Here is a 15,553-nt window from a genome sequence, read left to right on the forward strand (position 1 = left end):
TGGGCACGACGCGAGTGGCGCCGGCTCAGGTCGAGGACGGGCCCGCTGCGCCAAGCCGTCGGCTATCACTCCTGAGCTGAGCGCGCCTCGACGGCTGCGCGGATGCGCTGCAGCGTCGTGTTCATGCCAGCGACGAGGTTGGCCTCGAAGTGGTCCTCACCGCCGAGCACCTTGTCGACGAGCAGCGCCGACACCTTCGACGTACCGCTCGGCGGCACGTCACGTCGCTGCGTCAGCACGGTGCCGCCGTCCTGCGGCGTGAGCGTGAAGCTCCACGTCGTGCCGTTGTCGAGCACCCGGAAAGCGACGCGCTGCAGGTCGTGAAAATCAGTCACCTTGGCACGCGTCGGCCACCACAGATTGCCGTCACGATTGACGTTGAGCATGAACGTGCCACGGCGGATCGGGCCCCGCGCAATCACCTTGCGACACTGCGGTGACCACTGCGGCATCCGCCGCAGGTCACTGACGAGCGGCCACACCTGCTCCGGGGGAGCAGCGATGAAGATCTCAGATTCGAGGTTGTCAGCCATGACGCCCACCGTAGCTGGCCGCTGGTCATCCTCCTCGGCTACGGCGGGGCTGGCGTTGAAGATCGGTTCAGATGACCATTTTTTCTCCGGCATCTGAACCCGCTCGGCCACGACAGAGGGCCCGGGGGGGCAGCTCGCTCACGCTCGCTGCCCGCCTCGGGCCCTCAACCCTCGCCTCCAGATGCAGAGGTGGTTCAGATGACCATTTTTTCTCCGACATCTGAACCCGCTCGGCCTTTGCCTCCCAGGCTCAGATGTCGTAGTACATCTCGAACTCGTGCGGGTGCGGACGGAAACGAATCGGGTCGATCTCGTTCAGACGCTTGTACTCGATCCACGTCTCGATGAGGTCCTCCGTGAACACGTCACCCTCGAGCAGATACTCGTGGTCGGCCTCGAGCGCGTCGAGCACGTCTCCGAGCGAACCCGGAACCTGCTGAATGGCCTCGTGCTCCTCGGGCGGCAGCTCGTACAGGTCCTTGTCGACCGGCTCCGGCGGCTCGATGCGGTTCTTGATGCCGTCGAGGCCCGCCATCAGCTGCGCCGCGAAGCACAGGTACGGGTTCGCCGACGGGTCCGGGACACGGAACTCGACACGCTTCGCCTTCGGCGACGTGCCCGTGATCGGGATACGCACGCACGCGGAACGGTTGCGCGCGGAGTACACGAGGTTCACCGGCGCCTCGTAACCCGGTACGAGACGGTGGTAGGAGTTGACCGTCGGGTTCGTGAACGCGAGCAGCGACGGCGCGTGCTTGAGCAGACCACCGATGTACCAGCGAGCGATGTCCGACAGGCCACCGTAACCACGCTCGTCGTAGAACAGCGGCTCGCCGTCCTTCCACAACGACTGGTGCGTGTGCATACCCGAACCGTTGTCGCCGAACAGCGGCTTCGGCATGAACGTCGCCGAGCGTCCGTTCTGGAACGCGACGTTCTTGATGACGTACTTGAACTTCATGACGTCATCACCCGACTGCAGCAGGGTGTTGAACTTGTAGTTGATCTCCATCTGACCGGCCGTGCCGACCTCGTGGTGGCTGCGCTCGACCTCGAGGCCGACCTCGTGCAGCTTCAGCACCATCTCGTCGCGCAGGTCGGCGAAGTGGTCGACGGGCGGGACGGGGAAGTAGCCTCCCTTGTACCGGGTCTTGTACCCCAGGTTGCCGCCCTCTTCGACGCGGCCCGTGTTCCAGGCCGCCTCGATCGAGTCGATGTAGTAGTAGCCGGCGTTCTGCTTCGTCTCGAAACGCACGTCGTCGAAGACGTAGAACTCGGCCTCGGCGCCGAAGAACGCCGTGTCGGCGATCCCCGTCGACTTCAGGTACGCCTCGGCCTTCGCCGCGATATTGCGCGGGTCGCGCGAGTACTGCTCGCCCGTGAACGGGTCGACGATCGAGAAGTTGATGATGAGCGTCTTGTACTCACGGAACGGGTCCAGGTAGGCCGTCTGCAGGTCCGGGATGAGCTTCATGTCGGACTCGTGGATGGCCTGGAAACCGCGAATGGACGAGCCGTCGAACATCTGGCCGGTCTCGATCGCCTCAGCGTCGAAGCTCTCGGCCGGGATGTTGAAGTGCTGCATGACGCCCGGCAGGTCGCAGAAGCGGATGTCGACGAATTTGACGTCCTCATCCTCGATGAACTTCACGACCTCTTCAGCGGTCTTGAACATGGATCCTCCTGACTGGGGTGTGCGATGCCGGTCGACACCACACCACGTGTTGCCCATGATGCTAGGACCCCCCGATTACCCGGGCATGGCCCTCATGTTTCGTCGGTGTTACGAAACACGTGAACAGTTCACGCCGGTCGGCGCACGGCGCGCGACCACCCCTCCAACCTATCCAGGCACCTCACCTCTAGTCTTGGAGGGCGCGCTACTACTCACAGTGCGAGACACCACCGAACGGAAACGAACGTGCCCCCAGCTGCCCCCCTCGCCGATGCCGACCCCGCCGAGAACCGCCCCGTCGAGGGCCCCGGCTCCATCGCGCGGCTGGCCCCGCGCGCCGTCGCGCTGCTCATCGACTGGGCGCTCTGCTCCGTCATCGCCATGGGGTTGCTGGGCTACCGCTGGGGCGGGAGCGGCGCCGAGGGCTTCAAACCGCTCGCCGTCTTCGCCGTCGAGAACCTCCTGCTCGTCAGCACCCTCGGGATGACGCTCGGGCACCGCGCCATGGGGATGCAGGTGCAGCGCGTCAGCGACGGCGCCGCCCCCGGTCTGCTCGCCGGCGCCGTCCGCACCGTGCTGCTCTGCCTCGCGATCCCCGCCGTCGTCACCGACTCGAGCGGACGCGGGCTGCACGACAAGCTCGCCGGCACCGTCATCGTCCGTTCGCGTTGAACTCGATGCGACATTGACGCTCGCCGCGCGCACGCCCCAGGCAGCATGACCTTCACGGCACGACCCATGCGGGTTGCCCCGCCGCACGCCCCGTCACCCGGATGGGACGACATGCATCGCCGCGTCGCACCACGTGGGCGCGGGCCACGCGACAAGCCCCAGAACACACGAGAGCCCGCCACCTCGAGGTGGCGGGCTCTCGTGTTCGTGCGTGGGAGGCTCAGCGGCCACGCATCGCGGCGCGGTTGACGCGTGCCTTCGTGGGGTCGATACCGGCCGGAGCTGCGGGGCGGCCCGACCCAAGGGCGCGCAAGCGCTTGGTGATGCGAGCGGCCTCGTCGTCGGTGAGCACCTTGGGCATCTTCTGCATGTCCTTCTGCAGACGCTCGACGGGGACGGAGCCCTCGTCGGTGCCGACGCGCAGCGTGTGCACCGGAACCTCGGGGCCGAGCACCCGCGTCGTGCGCTTGTTCTCACTGGAGAGCAAACGCTCGGCCATGCCCTTGGGGCCTTCCGCGACGAGCACGACGCCCGGCTTGCCGACGGCGCGGTACACCATCGCGGCACCCGAGAGGTCGCGCACCTGGCGGTTGCGGCCCATGTCGACGCCGACGGGCTCCTGCTCGACGAACCAGCCCTTGCGCAGCGACGACATGACGGCGACGCTCGCGCCCGGCTGACCCGAGATCGACTTGTAGATCGCGGTGTTCGCGCGGCGGGCGAGCACGAGCAGTGCGGCGAGCACACCCAGCAGCACGCCGATGATGCCGAGGTAGATCGGGTGGCCGATACTGAAGCCGATGATGAGCAGCAGCACGAACACGAGCGCGAACGCACCGATCATCCACGCCAGCAGCGCGGGGTCGTTGGCGCGCGCCGTCTCGAACACCTGACGGAACTGAGCGGAGCGGCCCGGCTCCTTGGCCTCGCCTCTCGTGCTCGACGCACCGTCGGCCTTCGTGGCGCCGCCGCTCGAACCGCGGCGGAACCGCGACTTCTTGGGCTCGTTGGTGGGGGAGGTTGATGCCATGGGGTCAGGATACGCGGGTCTCGGCGCGGGCCACCAAAGACGCAGCTTCCTGACGCGCCGGCGACGACGCCGCCTCCGCGAGGTGCAGCAGGTTTTCGGGCAGCTCCTGGCCGCGCTTGGCCATGACCTGGGCGTACAGACGGCCGGCTCGGTAGGAGGAACGCACGAGCGGACCCGCCATGACGCCGGAGAAACCGATCTCCTCGGCACGCTCGGACCAGTGCACGAACTCCTCCGGCTTGACCCACCGGTCGATCGGGTGGTGCAGCTTCGAGGGGCGCAGGTACTGCGTGATCGTGATGATGTCGCAGCCCGCCTGGTGCAGGTCGACGAGCGCCTGGTCGATCTCGTGCTCCTCCTCACCCATGCCGAGGATGAGGTTCGACTTCGTCACGAGCTCCTGCTCGCGCGCCATCGTCAGCACCTTGAGCGACTTCTCGTACGTGAACGCCGGGCGGATGCGACGGAAGATGCGCGGTACCGTCTCCAGGTTGTGGGCGAACACCTCGGGGCGGGCGTCAAAGACCTTGCCGACGAGCTCGGGGACGGCGCCGAAGTCGGGCGGCAGGATCTCGACACCCGTGTTCGGGTTGAGTTCGTGGATGAGGCGCACGGTGTCGGCGTACAGCTGCGCGGCACCGTCGGGCAGGTCGTCGCGCGCGACGCCGGTGACGGTGGCGTAGCGCAGGCCCATCTCACGGACGGACTCGGCGACGCGGCGCGGCTCGTCGAGGTCGAGGGCGGACGGCTTGCCGCTCGCGATGTCGCAGAAGTCGCAGCGTCGCGTGCAGGTGTCGCCGCCGATGAGGAACGTGGCCTCACGGTCCTCCCAGCACTCGAAGATGTTGGGACAGCCGGCCTCCTGGCACACGGTGTGCAGGCCGCCACCCTTGACGAGATTCTGCAGCGAGTTGTACTCCGGGCCCATCTTCGCCGTGGTGCGGATCCAGCTCGGCTTTCGTTCGATGGGCGTTTCGGCGTTGCGCGCTTCCACGCGCAGCAGTCGACGGCCTTCGGGCGCGACGGTCACAGAAAAGCACTCCTCGGCTTGGCGATTGAGGGCGACACGGCGCGAAGATGCGCGCCAGCGCTCAGAACAACAGCGTACGCGGGTGAAAACTTCCCCACGAGTACGCGGACGGCGCTCATGCCGCCTTCGACGGGGCGACGATCGCCGACAGGTGACGCTCCACGACCGGGAGCACCTCGGCGACGGTGACGTCACGACCGACCTCGCGGCTCAGTGTCGTCACCCCGGCATCGGCGATGCCGCAGGGCACGATCGTCTGCGTCCACGACAGGTCGCAGTCGCAGTTGAGCGAGAAACCGTGCATCGTCGCGCGCTTCGAGACGCGCACGCCGATGGCGCCGATCTTGCGGTCGGGGCCCTTGTCGTCGGCGAGCACCCAGGTGCCGGAACGTCCCTCCACGCGGTCGGCGTCGACGCCGAACTCGGCGCACACGTCGATCATGAGCTGCTCGAGGCGACGCACGTGCGCGACGACGTCGATGGGGATGGGCAACGCCATGATCGGGTAGCCCACGAGCTGACCCGGACCGTGCCACGTGATCTTGCCGCCGCGGTCGACGTCGACGACGGGCGTGCCGTCGAAGGGACGCTCGTGCGCCTCGGTGCGCTTGCCCGCCGTGTAGACGGGGGAGTGCTCGAGCAGCAGAACCGTGTCCTCGCCGCCCGCGACGACGTCGGCGTGGACCTGACGCTGCACCTCCCACGCCTGCTCGTAGTCGACGAAGTCAGGGGCGAAGCCGAGGTGCTGGATACGCATCCCCCGAGCCTACTCTCCGACACGCCGCGACGGCCGCCGGCCTGCCTGTGGATAACTCGACGCACGCTTCGGCCCTCCTGGGCGACAGTGGAACCAGTGACGCCGACCGCGGCGCCCCTCGCACGCCGAACCCAGGAGTCACCATGCCCGACGCCACCGCACCCACGATCGCCGGATACACCATCGAAGCGCGCATCGGGCAGGGCGGCAGCTCGTCGGTGTGGCGCGCCACCGGGCCGCAGGGCACCGTCGCGATCAAGGTCGGCACGGAACCCGCGATCACCGCGCGTTCGGAATGGCGGATGCTGCGGCGCCACGCGGGGCCCCACGTCGTCGAGGCCCTCGATCTCACGACGAGCGCCGAGGGCCACAGCGCGCTCGTGCTCGAGTACATGGCCGGCGGCAGCCTCGACGACGTCGTGCGAGGACGCGGCGGACTCACCGTCGGCGAGTGCGTGACGGCGCTCGCTCCGGTCGCGGCGACCATGGCGGGTTTCCACGACCGAGGATGCGTGCACGCCGACCTCACCCCGTCCAACATTCTCTTCGACCACCAGGGACGCCCTGCGATCGCAGACCTGGGGGCCACGCGTGTCGCGGCACGCGCCGACGGGGCCGACTGGGCCACCTACGGGTTCGTCGCTCCCGAGATCGTCGACGGCGAACCGCCCAGCGCTGCGGCCGACGTGTACTCCTTCGGGGCGCTCGCCTGGTTCTGTCTCCTGGGGACGCCGCCGCCCGTCGCAGCGCTGCGGCCGCACCTCGTCGACGTCCTGCCCGACGCGCCGGACGCGCTCGTCGACCTCATCACGGCGTGCCTCGCACAGACGCCGTCGTCGCGCCCGCACGCCGCGGAGCTGGCGACCCGGCTGCGCGGTGTCGCCACCGCACGCCCGGTGCCCGTGCCGACCGCCGTGCCGATTGGCGAGGGGAGTGACACCCCTGCCGTTGGTGAGTCGATCACGCGACGACTGCGGGACGAGGCGCAGCGGCGGCAGTTCCTCGAGCCGGCCGACGCGGAGCGCCATGGGTCGTCACTCAGGGGCGGACGTCGTGGGCGACGTGGGCGTCGTGGCGCTGAAACCCGCGGCGAGGTCGGGGGAAGACGGACGTGGCGTCCAGGGGCCGTCGACGCTGGGCGACGTGCTGACGCGGCGGGCGCGTGCTGGAGAGCTGGTCGCTGGGTGCCCGCGGCGCTGCTGGGGGCGTGCGTCGTCACAGCAGCAGCGATGTGGCCCGTTCACGCAGGCGGAGACTCGGCGAATGACGCCGGATCTTCGACGAGCGCGGCCTACGCGCGCGCCAACCCTGGTGTGACACCGGCGAACTCGACGACGTCCTCGACGGCGGTGACGCCCGCACCGCCGTCGAAGACGATGCCGAACGCGGTGTCGCCCTCGACCAACCCGGAGGCGGGGACGGCGGTGCCCGCGTCCGGTGCGAAGACGCCCACGATGACGGCTCCGACGCGTCAGGAGGTCGTGGCGCTGCTCGACTGCCGGGCCAAGGCCTGGTCGACGTTGGATCGAGAAGGCCTGGGCCGGTGCCTCGTGCCGGGCTCGGCTGCTCACACGCACGACCTGCAGGCCTTCACGCGGGCGAGCGCGCAGGGCGCGTCGTACGACGGCCTCGGCTACGCGATCGGCGCGCTGACGCCGACGTCATGCAGCGGTGGCCAGGTGTGCCTGACGAGCCGAATCACGACGTCGGGGTACGACGTCCGCACCAAGACCGCGAGCGAGCGTGTTGCTGCGCGTCACGATGACGTCCGGCTCGTCCTCAGCCACGACGGCACGGGCTGGCGCATCTCGTCCTGGTCAGCGAGCTGAGGCGCATCTCCGCCATGAACCGGACGAGAGCGCGCCACGCGCCCGATCAGCCTCCCGACGCGCGCCGGTCAGAGCGCCGACGCGACGAGCCGGTCGAGCGCCTGGTCCTGGTTCTCGTCCTGCCAGTCGAACCCGGCAGCTTCGAGCACGTGGGGGCGTACCCGCGTCGACGCGGTCACCTGGTCGGCCATCTCACCGAGGACGAAGCGCAATGCCCCCTTCGGTACGCGCAGGGCAGCGGGGCGCCGCAGCGAGCGCGCGAGTGCCTGTGCGAGATCGGCCTGCCGACTCGCGCGCGGTGCGACGAGGTTGACGGGCCCGACGACGTCGGGGTGGTCGAGAAGAAACACCAGCGCGCGCACCTCGTCACGCAGCGTGATCCAGCTCCACCACTGCCGCCCCGAACCCAATGGGCCCCCTGCGCCCAGCCGCGTCGTCGTCAGGAGGGGAGCGAACGCTCCGGCCTCGCCCGTCATGACGAGACCGGTGCGCGCGAGGGCGACGTCGTGGCGCTTCGCAGCCCTCATCGCCGCAGCTTCCCACTCGATGCAGACGCGAGCGAGGAAGTCTTCCCCGGGTGCGCTCGTCTCGTCGAGCACCTCGTCACCGCGATCGCCGTAGAAGCCGATCGCCGAAGCCGAGACGAGACGAATCCGTTGTGGCACCTCCGCCAGTGCGTCGGCGAGCCTCGACGTCGTCTCGATCCGCGACTCGCGAATCGCGTCCTTGTACGCACGGCTCCACCGATGATCCCCGACGCCCGCCCCGGCCAGGTTGACGACCGCATCGACGGTGGCGAGCGTCTCGACCAATCGGCTGTTCGAGCTGCGGGCCTCGGGCAGCGTCACCTCGCCGGGTGTGACCGCCGGTCGTCGGACGATCCGGATGACGGTGTCGCCGCGGCGACGCAGACATGATGACAGCGCACCGCCGATCACTCCGGAGGAACCGGTGATGGCGATGCGCTGTCCAGTCATGCGGTCAGACTAGCCCGCGACGATCACACCTCGAAGGCGCCCTCTTCCAGGCGAGCCTTGATGGCCGAGAGGAAGCGACCGGCGTCGGCGCCGTCGACCACGCGGTGGTCGTAGGTGAGGACGAGGTTCATTATCTGACGGATCGCGATCGAGTCGTTGCCGAACTCATCGGTGACGACGACGGGACGCTTGACCATCGCGCCGGTGCCGAGGATGGCGACCTGCGGCTGGTTGATGATCGGGGTGTCGATGAGCGAACCGTTCGAGCCGATGTTCGAGATCGTGAACGTGCCGCCACCCAGCTCGTCCGGCGTCACCTTGTTGTCACGCGTGCGAGCGGCGAGGTCGGCGATCTTCTTCGCGATGCCGGCGATCGACAGGTCACCCGCGTCCTTGATGACGGGCACGAGCAGGCCGCGCGGCGTGTCGACCGCGATGCCGATGTGCTCGGCGTTGTGGTAGATGATGTTGTCACCGTCGACCGAGGAGTTGACCTGCGGGAACGCCTTGAGCGCCTCGACGACAGCCGTCGTGATGAACGGCAGGTAGGAGAGGTTGACGCCCTCGCGAGACTTGAAGCTCTCCTTGTTGCGCGCACGGATGCTCGCGACCTTCGTGAGGTCGACCTCGACGACGGCCGTCAGCTGCGCGGACACGGCGAGCGACTCGACCATGCGCTGCGCGATGACCTTGCGCAGACGCGACATCTTCTCCGTCGTGCCGCGCTTGGCCTGAGCCTCGGCGGACGGCTGCGGCGTCGTCGTCGACGCGGCCGGGGTGGAGGATGCTGCCGGAGCCGCGGCGGACGCAGCCGGGGCGGCCTCCTGCTTCGGCTCCTGGGCCTTCTTCGCGGCGTCGAGGACATCCTGCTTACGGATGCGGCCACCGACGCCGGTGCCCGTGATCGTCGACAGGTCGATGTTGTTCTCGGCCGCGATCTTGCGCACCAGAGGCGTGACGTAGGTGCCGGAGTTGTCGACCTTCGTCGACGTCTCCTGCTGCTTGTCGGAGCCAGCGCCGGCCTTGGGGGCCTCGTCCTTCGGCGCCTCGCTCGCCGACGACTCGGCCTTCGGGGCTTCCTTCTCGGCGGCCTCGTCGTCCTTGACCGGGGCCGGCGTCTCGTTCTTCGACTCCGCGGCCTCGACGGCCTCGTCCTGCTTCTTCGAGTCGACCTCGTCCTGGTTCTTCTGCGCCTTCTCGGCCTCGGCCGAGTCGTCGGAGGAACTCGAGCCGGCCGAGCCGCCGATGACGGCGAGGTCGGCGCCGACGGGCACCGTCTCGTCCTCGGCGACGAGGATCTTCGTCAGCTTGCCCGCGACGGGGGAGGGAACCTCGGTGTCGACCTTGTCCGTGGAGACCTCGAGCAGGGGCTCGTCAACGGCGACATCGTCACCCTCGGACTTGAGCCAGCGCGTGATCGTGCCCTCGGTGACGGACTCGCCGAGCGCGGGCATCGTCACCTTCTCGCCGCCGGAGACCTCAGCGGCGGAGTCGTTCGAGGAGTTCGAGCTCTCGGACGCCTGCGGCGCGCTCTCGGCGGCCTCGTCCTTCTTCTCGTCGGCCTCGGCCTGCGGCTCGGCCTCCTGCGAGTCGTCGGAGGAGGAGTCGGAACCGGAGTCGGACGACGCGGGAGCGTCGCCGTCGCCGATGACGGCGAGGTCGGCGCCGACCGGCACCGTTTCATCCTCTTCGACGAGGATCTCCTGCAGCGTTCCGGCGATCGGCGACGGAATCTCCGTGTCGACCTTGTCCGTGGAGACCTCCAGCAGCGGCTCGTCAACGGCGACGGTGTCGCCGACGTTCTTCAGCCAGCGGGTCACGGTGCCTTCGGTCACCGACTCGCCGAGGGCCGGCATGGTCACGCGGTCAGACATGGGTGGAGGTCTCCTCAATCCAAAATTCACTTTGGTTTCGCGGATGAAGTTGTGAACTCCGGGGCACTTCGCAGCGAGCGGATCTCCCCGATCAAGGCCATCTTGTCACTCGCGGACGGGGTTGCGGAAACCCGCCCCGAATACCCGCGGGTAGGAAAACGGCCGTTCCCACCCGCGGGCCTGCTCGATCAGGCGCGAGCCAGCTCGACGAGGGTGCGGACGGCGAAACCGGTGCCGCCCTTGGGGTTGACGCCGTAGGGGCTGCCCTCGTTGAACGCGGGCGCCGCGATGTCCATGTGGATCCAGTCGATCTGCTCGCCGTTCTTCTCGCCGACGAACTCCTTGAGGAACATCGCCGCGGTGATGAGCCCACCCATGCGCTCGCCGGTGTGCTTGAGATCGGCCACCTCGGAGTCGATGCTCGGGCGCAGGTGCTCGAGCAGCGGCATCGGCCACATGTGCTCGTCGACGCGCTCGGAGGCCGCGATCAGTTCGTCGCGCACCTCGTCGTTGTTGCCGACGATCGCCGCCGTGCGGTTGCCGAGCGCGAGCACGGCCGCGCCGGTGAGCGTCGCGATGTCGATGATGAGATCGGGCTCCTCCTCGGTGGCGTAGCACAGGCCGTCAGCCATGACGAGGCGCCCCTCGGCGTCGGTGTTGTCGATCTCGACGGTCGTGCCGTCGTGCATGCGGATGACGTCGCCGGGACGCTGCGCGTCGGCGCCCGTCATGTTCTCGGCGAGGCACAGGTAGCCCGTGACGGCGACCGGCAGCTCGAGCGCGGCGACGGCCTCGAGGAAGGCCGCGACGGCGGCAGCGCCGGCCATGTCGCACTTCATCGTCGCCATGCCGTTGGCGGGCTTGATGCACAGGCCGCCGGAGTCGAACGTGATGCCCTTGCCGACGATCGAGATGTGCTTCGTCGCCTTCGCGGGCTTGTACGTCAGCGTCACGAGGCGCGGCGGACGCGCCGAGCCGCGGCCGACGCCGATGAGGCCGCCGCACTCGGCCTTCGCGAGGGCCTTCTCGTCCATGATGTCGACCTTGACCTTGGTGCCCGACATGCGCTTGCGGACGATGTCGGCGAACGAGGCGGGGTTGAGGTCGAGCGGCGGCATGTTGACGAGGTCGCGCGCCCAGTTCTGCGCGGTCACGACGGCCGCCGCGGTCTCGACGCCCGCGAGGGCGCCGGGCGACTTCGCGTCGGTGACGAGCAGCGTTGCCTTGGCGAGGGCTTCCTTCGGCTTGCTCTTGTACGCGGTGTAGGCGTACGCGCCGAGGGCGATGCCCTCGCAGATGGCCTGGACGAGGTCGTCGGCGACCGCGGGGAAGGCGAAGACGGCGCTCGAGGTGCCCGTGAGCGAACGCGCGGCGGCACCGGCGGCGTCACGCAGCGCGGAGGCCTTCGTCGGCGCCTGCTCGGCGTCGACGCCCGAGCCGACGGCGATGACGAGGCCGCTCAGGTCGCCGGCACCCGACAGGCGCAGCACCTCGTCGGCGCGACCCTTCGCCTCGAGCGTCGCGAGAGCCTCGTTGAGCGCCTTGACTGCGGCGGGGGAGACTCCGACGGGGTCGATGACGCGGGCGCCGTCCTTCATCGGTGCGGTGAGGACGACGGTGGCGTCGGCTGCGATGGCGTCCGCGCTCTTGTCGCTGAGGGTGATGTCGACCATGTGGGGGCCCCTTTCGTGGGTGATGCCGAGGTCATCGGCGTGCATGCTGCTGGGCCGAGCTTAACGGCCCGTAGGACGCGGTGGGCGCGGTAGGTTCGAGGCATGACTGAGAACAAGCTCTCGCCCCTCGACGAGCGTCACCGCGCCCTCGGGGCGAAGATGGCCGACTTCGGAGGATGGGACATGCCCATCGAGTATCCGGGCGGAGGTGTCGTGCGCGAGCACACCGCGGTGCGTGAGCGCGTCGGCATCTTCGACGTGAGCCACCTGGGCAAGGCGACGGTGAAGGGTGCAGGCGCGCTCGACTTCGTCAACTCGTGCCTGACGAACGACCTGCGCAAGATCGGGCCCGGCCAGGCCCAGTACACGATGTGCTGCGACGAGAGCGGCGGGGTCGTCGACGACCTGATCGTCTACGTCAAGGCCGAGGACGATCTGTTCCTCATCCCCAACGCCGCGAACACGGCCGAGGTCGTGCGCCGCCTCGAGGAGGCCGCGCCGGAGGGTATCGAGGTCGCCGACGCGCACGAGGAATACGCCGTGCTCGCCGTCCAGGGTCCCAAGTCCGACGAGGTCGTCTCCGCACTCGCTCTGCCCGTCGACCACGACTACATGAGCTTCGACGAGGCCGACTGGCAGGGCCGCCCCGTCACCGTGTGCCGCACCGGCTACACCGGTGAGCGCGGCTACGAACTCGTCTGCCGCTGGGACGATGCCCTCGCGCTGTGGGACGCCCTCGTCGAGGCCGCGGCCCCCTACGAGGGTCTGCCCTGTGGCCTCGGGGCGCGCGACACCCTGCGCACCGAGATGGGATACCCCCTGCACGGGCAGGATCTCTCGCTCGACATCACGCCCGTGCAGGCGCGCTCCGGCTGGGCCGTCGGCTGGAAGAAGGACGCGTTCTGGGGAAAGGACGCCCTGACCAAGGAGAAGGCCGAGGGCCCGCGCCGCATCTCGCGTGGCCTCAAGCTCACCGGCCGCGGCATCCCGCGCGCGCACTGCATCGTGCGTGACGCCGAGGGCGCTGAACTCGGCGAGGTGACGTCCGGGACGTTCTCGCCGACTCTCGGCATGGGCGTCGCGCTCGCGCTCGTCTCGCCGATGCTCGCCGAGGGCGACCAGGTCGTCGTCGACGTGCGTGGTCGCATGCTCGAGGCCGTCGTCACGAAGCCGCCGTTCGTCGAGGTGCAGACGCGCAGCAGCTGACGCGATGAGCGCCTCCCGCCTCGGCGGCGTCTCCTCTGACGACATGACGAAGGGGGCTCGCACCGGATGGTGCGACCCCCTTCGTCATGCGTTCGTTCTGGACGTGCCGAGGTGAGGCGCGTCAGGCGACCGTGTCGCCCCGCTTCACCGTCGGACGGGGGAAGCGCAGGCGGCGCATCTGCATCGAGCGCGTCACCGCATAGAGGGCGCCGCCGCGCGGCACGGCACCGAACTTGGCGATGAGGTCCTTCTTGATGCGGCGCCACAGCAGGGCAGAGTCGATGAGGCCCGCGAGCACGATGACCCACACGAGCGCCAGGGTGATGGCGGCCAGCTTGGGCAGCAGGAACCACGAGAAGATCAGGATGAACATGAGCGGCATCGCGACCTCGCCCAGGCTGAGGCGGGCGTCGACGCGGTCACGGATGTAGCGCTTCTCGGGGCCGCGGTCGCGCAGCGGCAGCGCGGATTCCTCGCCACGATCGGCGGCTGCGCGCTGCTGGGCGCGCGCCTCGCGTGCGCGCTCCTTCTCTGCCGCCTTGGCTGCCTTGCGGTCGGTCTCGACGAGGGGGCGCCGACGAGCGGCCTCCTGGTCCCTGCGCTTAGGCGTCGGGCGGTTCTTCGCACCGGGGCGCGGAGTGTGCGCCGCATCATTCGTCGGGGCGGCCGGCTCGCGCGTCGCATCCTTCTCGACCGCGGTGGCTCCGACGGCGGTGGCGCCGCTGCTCGTCTTCTTCTTCACTGCTCGCACCCGCGCCACTTTACGTCACGCCCGCGCGCCTCCCATCCCCGACACGGGCGCGCGGGGGATACCGTGGCGGCTGTGACTGCCACCGTGAACGCGGGCGCCCCGGAGGATCTCCGCCAGCGCATCGCCACCCTCATGCCCGGCGTCGTCGAGGACCTCAAGGCCCTCACGCGCATCCCCAGCGTCTCCCTCGGATCGTTCGACCAACAGCACGTCGACGACTCCGCGCGCGCCGTCGCGAAGCTGCTCGAGGCCGAGGGGATGGACGTCAAGGTCGTCTCCGAGGGCGGCCGCCCGGCCGTCATCGCGCACAAGGAAGGACCCGCAGGGTCGCCGCGTGTCCTCATGTACGCCCACCACGACGTCCAGCCCCCCGGTGACGACGCCGACTGGCAGAGCCCGCCGTTCGAACCGACCGAGCGCGACGGTCGCCTCTACGGCCGCGGCGCGGCCGACGACAAGGCCGGTGTCATGGCGCACATCGCCGCGATCCGCGCCTGGGGCGACGACCTGCCCTGCACCGTCACCCTCTTCATCGAGGGGGAGGAGGAGATCGCCTCCGACTCCCTGCCCGCACTGCTGCGCACGTACGCGGACGAGCTGACGTCCGACGTCCTCGTGCTCGCCGACTCAGCGAACTGGGCCGTCGGCACGCCGGCGCTGACGACGACCCTGCGCGGCACCGTCCGCGCCGTCGTCACCGTCCGCACCCTGGCGCACTCGGTGCACTCGGGCATGTTCGGGGGCGCCGTCCCCGACTCGCTGACGACGCTGTGCCGCCTGCTCGCAACGCTTCATGACGACGCGGGCAGCGTCGCCGTCGCCGGGCTGGACTCCGACGAGAATGTCGACATCGACTACACGCCCGAGGAGCTGCGCCGCGACGCCGGCATGCTCGAGGGCACGCAGCTCATCGGCACGGGCCCGCTGACCGCGCGGTTGTGGCGTGGGCCGAGCATCACCGTCATCGGGCTCGACGCGACGGGCGTCGACGTCGCGAGCAACACGCTCGCGGCGAGTTCGCGAGCCAAGCTGTCGCTGCGCGTCGCCCCCGGGCAGGACCCGCAGGCCGCCTACGAGGCGCTCGCCGAGCACCTGCGCTCCCACGCACCGTGGGGTGCGCAGGTGGAGGTGGAGCTCGAGGAGATCGGTTCCGGTTTCGACGCCGACGCCACCGGCCCGCTCTACGACGAGGCCCGCGCCGCCTTCCGTGACGCCTGGGGCAGCGACCCCGTCGACGTCGGCATCGGCGGCTCGATCCCGTTCGTCTCCTTGTTCGCGGAGATGATGCCCAACGCTGCGCTGCTCGTCACCGGTGTCGAAGACCCCGACACCCGCGCGCACGGCGCGAACGAATCGCTGCACCTCGGCGAGTTCGCGAAGGTCTGCCTCGCCGAGGCGGTTCTCCTGCAGCGCGTCGCGAAGGCCTCGGACGGCGCGTGACACCGGGCGCTCGACGACGACGGGTGAGGCCTGCGTGATGGCGCGTGGCCTCACCCGCTGTCGGGTGCCTGTGGTGAAGGCCGGGGTCAAGAGCCTCATCCATCCC

Annotated in this window: 13 protein-coding genes; 4 read left to right on the forward strand and 9 right to left on the reverse strand. The window is 69.3% G+C overall.

Annotated elements, in window-relative coordinates:
- Window positions 1–65 precede the first annotated feature (65 nt).
- Entirely contained in the window at window positions 66–533 is a 468-nt protein-coding gene (locus tag EDC82_RS05715) for an SRPBCC family protein (RefSeq protein WP_062258770.1), read from the reverse strand.
- A gap of 250 nt (window positions 534–783) precedes the next feature.
- A complete protein-coding gene (gene glnA, locus EDC82_RS05720) occupies window positions 784–2,208 on the reverse strand; it encodes a type I glutamate--ammonia ligase (protein WP_006946569.1) in 1,425 nt (474 codons plus the stop codon).
- 246 nt (window positions 2,209–2,454) lie between these two features.
- On the opposite strand from glnA, the gene EDC82_RS05725 reads away from it, so the two are divergent.
- Window positions 2,455–2,880, forward strand: coding sequence for an RDD family protein (locus tag EDC82_RS05725; protein WP_006946587.1), 426 nt, complete (start codon window positions 2,455–2,457; stop codon window positions 2,878–2,880).
- 220 nt (window positions 2,881–3,100) lie between these two features.
- Here EDC82_RS05725 and EDC82_RS05730 read toward each other — a convergent pair whose 3' ends face one another.
- From EDC82_RS05730 to lipB, 3 genes are all read right to left on the reverse strand, one after another.
- Window positions 3,101–3,910: a DUF4191 domain-containing protein gene (locus tag EDC82_RS05730; RefSeq protein ID WP_006946616.1), complete on the reverse strand. Its 810-nt coding sequence runs from the start codon at window positions 3,908–3,910 to the stop codon at window positions 3,101–3,103.
- 4 nt (window positions 3,911–3,914) lie between these two features.
- Entirely contained in the window at window positions 3,915–4,940 is a 1,026-nt protein-coding gene (gene lipA, locus EDC82_RS05735; protein WP_074045455.1) for a lipoyl synthase, read from the reverse strand.
- A gap of 115 nt (window positions 4,941–5,055) precedes the next feature.
- Window positions 5,056–5,697 (reverse strand): lipoyl(octanoyl) transferase LipB, encoded by a 642-nt coding sequence (lipB, locus tag EDC82_RS05740; protein ID WP_006946636.1) that lies wholly within the window; start codon window positions 5,695–5,697, stop codon window positions 5,056–5,058.
- 143 nt (window positions 5,698–5,840) lie between these two features.
- Here lipB and EDC82_RS05745 point away from each other — a divergent pair, with 143 nt between their 5' ends.
- Window positions 5,841–7,526 carry a serine/threonine-protein kinase gene (locus EDC82_RS05745; protein ID WP_074045454.1) on the forward strand — a complete coding sequence of 562 codons (1,686 nt, stop codon included), beginning with the start codon at window positions 5,841–5,843 and terminating at the stop codon, window positions 7,524–7,526.
- A gap of 68 nt (window positions 7,527–7,594) precedes the next feature.
- On the opposite strand, the gene EDC82_RS05750 is transcribed toward EDC82_RS05745, so the two are convergent.
- The 3 genes from EDC82_RS05750 to EDC82_RS05760 form a co-directional block, all read right to left on the reverse strand.
- Window positions 7,595–8,503, reverse strand: coding sequence for a TIGR01777 family oxidoreductase (locus EDC82_RS05750; RefSeq protein ID WP_006946521.1), 909 nt, complete (start codon window positions 8,501–8,503; stop codon window positions 7,595–7,597).
- A 23-nt stretch (window positions 8,504–8,526) separates the two neighbouring features.
- Complete coding sequence (gene sucB, locus EDC82_RS05755; RefSeq protein ID WP_131940844.1) at window positions 8,527–10,377, reverse strand: 2-oxoglutarate dehydrogenase, E2 component, dihydrolipoamide succinyltransferase; 1,851 nt, start codon at window positions 10,375–10,377, stop codon at window positions 8,527–8,529.
- A 188-nt stretch (window positions 10,378–10,565) separates the two neighbouring features.
- Entirely contained in the window at window positions 10,566–12,050 is a 1,485-nt protein-coding gene (locus tag EDC82_RS05760) for a leucyl aminopeptidase (protein WP_074041242.1), read from the reverse strand.
- A gap of 102 nt (window positions 12,051–12,152) precedes the next feature.
- Between EDC82_RS05760 and gcvT the strand changes: the two genes are divergently transcribed.
- Entirely contained in the window at window positions 12,153–13,256 is a 1,104-nt protein-coding gene (gcvT, locus tag EDC82_RS05765) for a glycine cleavage system aminomethyltransferase GcvT (RefSeq protein ID WP_062258756.1), read from the forward strand.
- A 121-nt stretch (window positions 13,257–13,377) separates the two neighbouring features.
- Here the strand turns inward: gcvT and EDC82_RS05770 are convergent, their stop codons facing one another.
- Window positions 13,378–14,007, reverse strand: a complete 630-nt coding sequence (locus EDC82_RS05770) for a DUF3043 domain-containing protein (protein ID WP_006946565.1) — start codon at window positions 14,005–14,007, stop codon at window positions 13,378–13,380.
- A gap of 72 nt (window positions 14,008–14,079) precedes the next feature.
- Between EDC82_RS05770 and EDC82_RS05775 the strand changes: the two genes are divergently transcribed.
- A complete protein-coding gene (locus tag EDC82_RS05775) occupies window positions 14,080–15,447 on the forward strand; it encodes a dipeptidase (protein WP_006946573.1) in 1,368 nt (455 codons plus the stop codon).
- The last annotated feature ends 106 nt before the right edge of the window (window positions 15,448–15,553 follow it).

The organism is Dermacoccus sp. SAI-028, from assembly GCF_004346775.1.
Taxonomy (GTDB): Bacteria; Actinomycetota; Actinomycetes; order Actinomycetales; family Dermatophilaceae; genus Dermacoccus; species Dermacoccus nishinomiyaensis.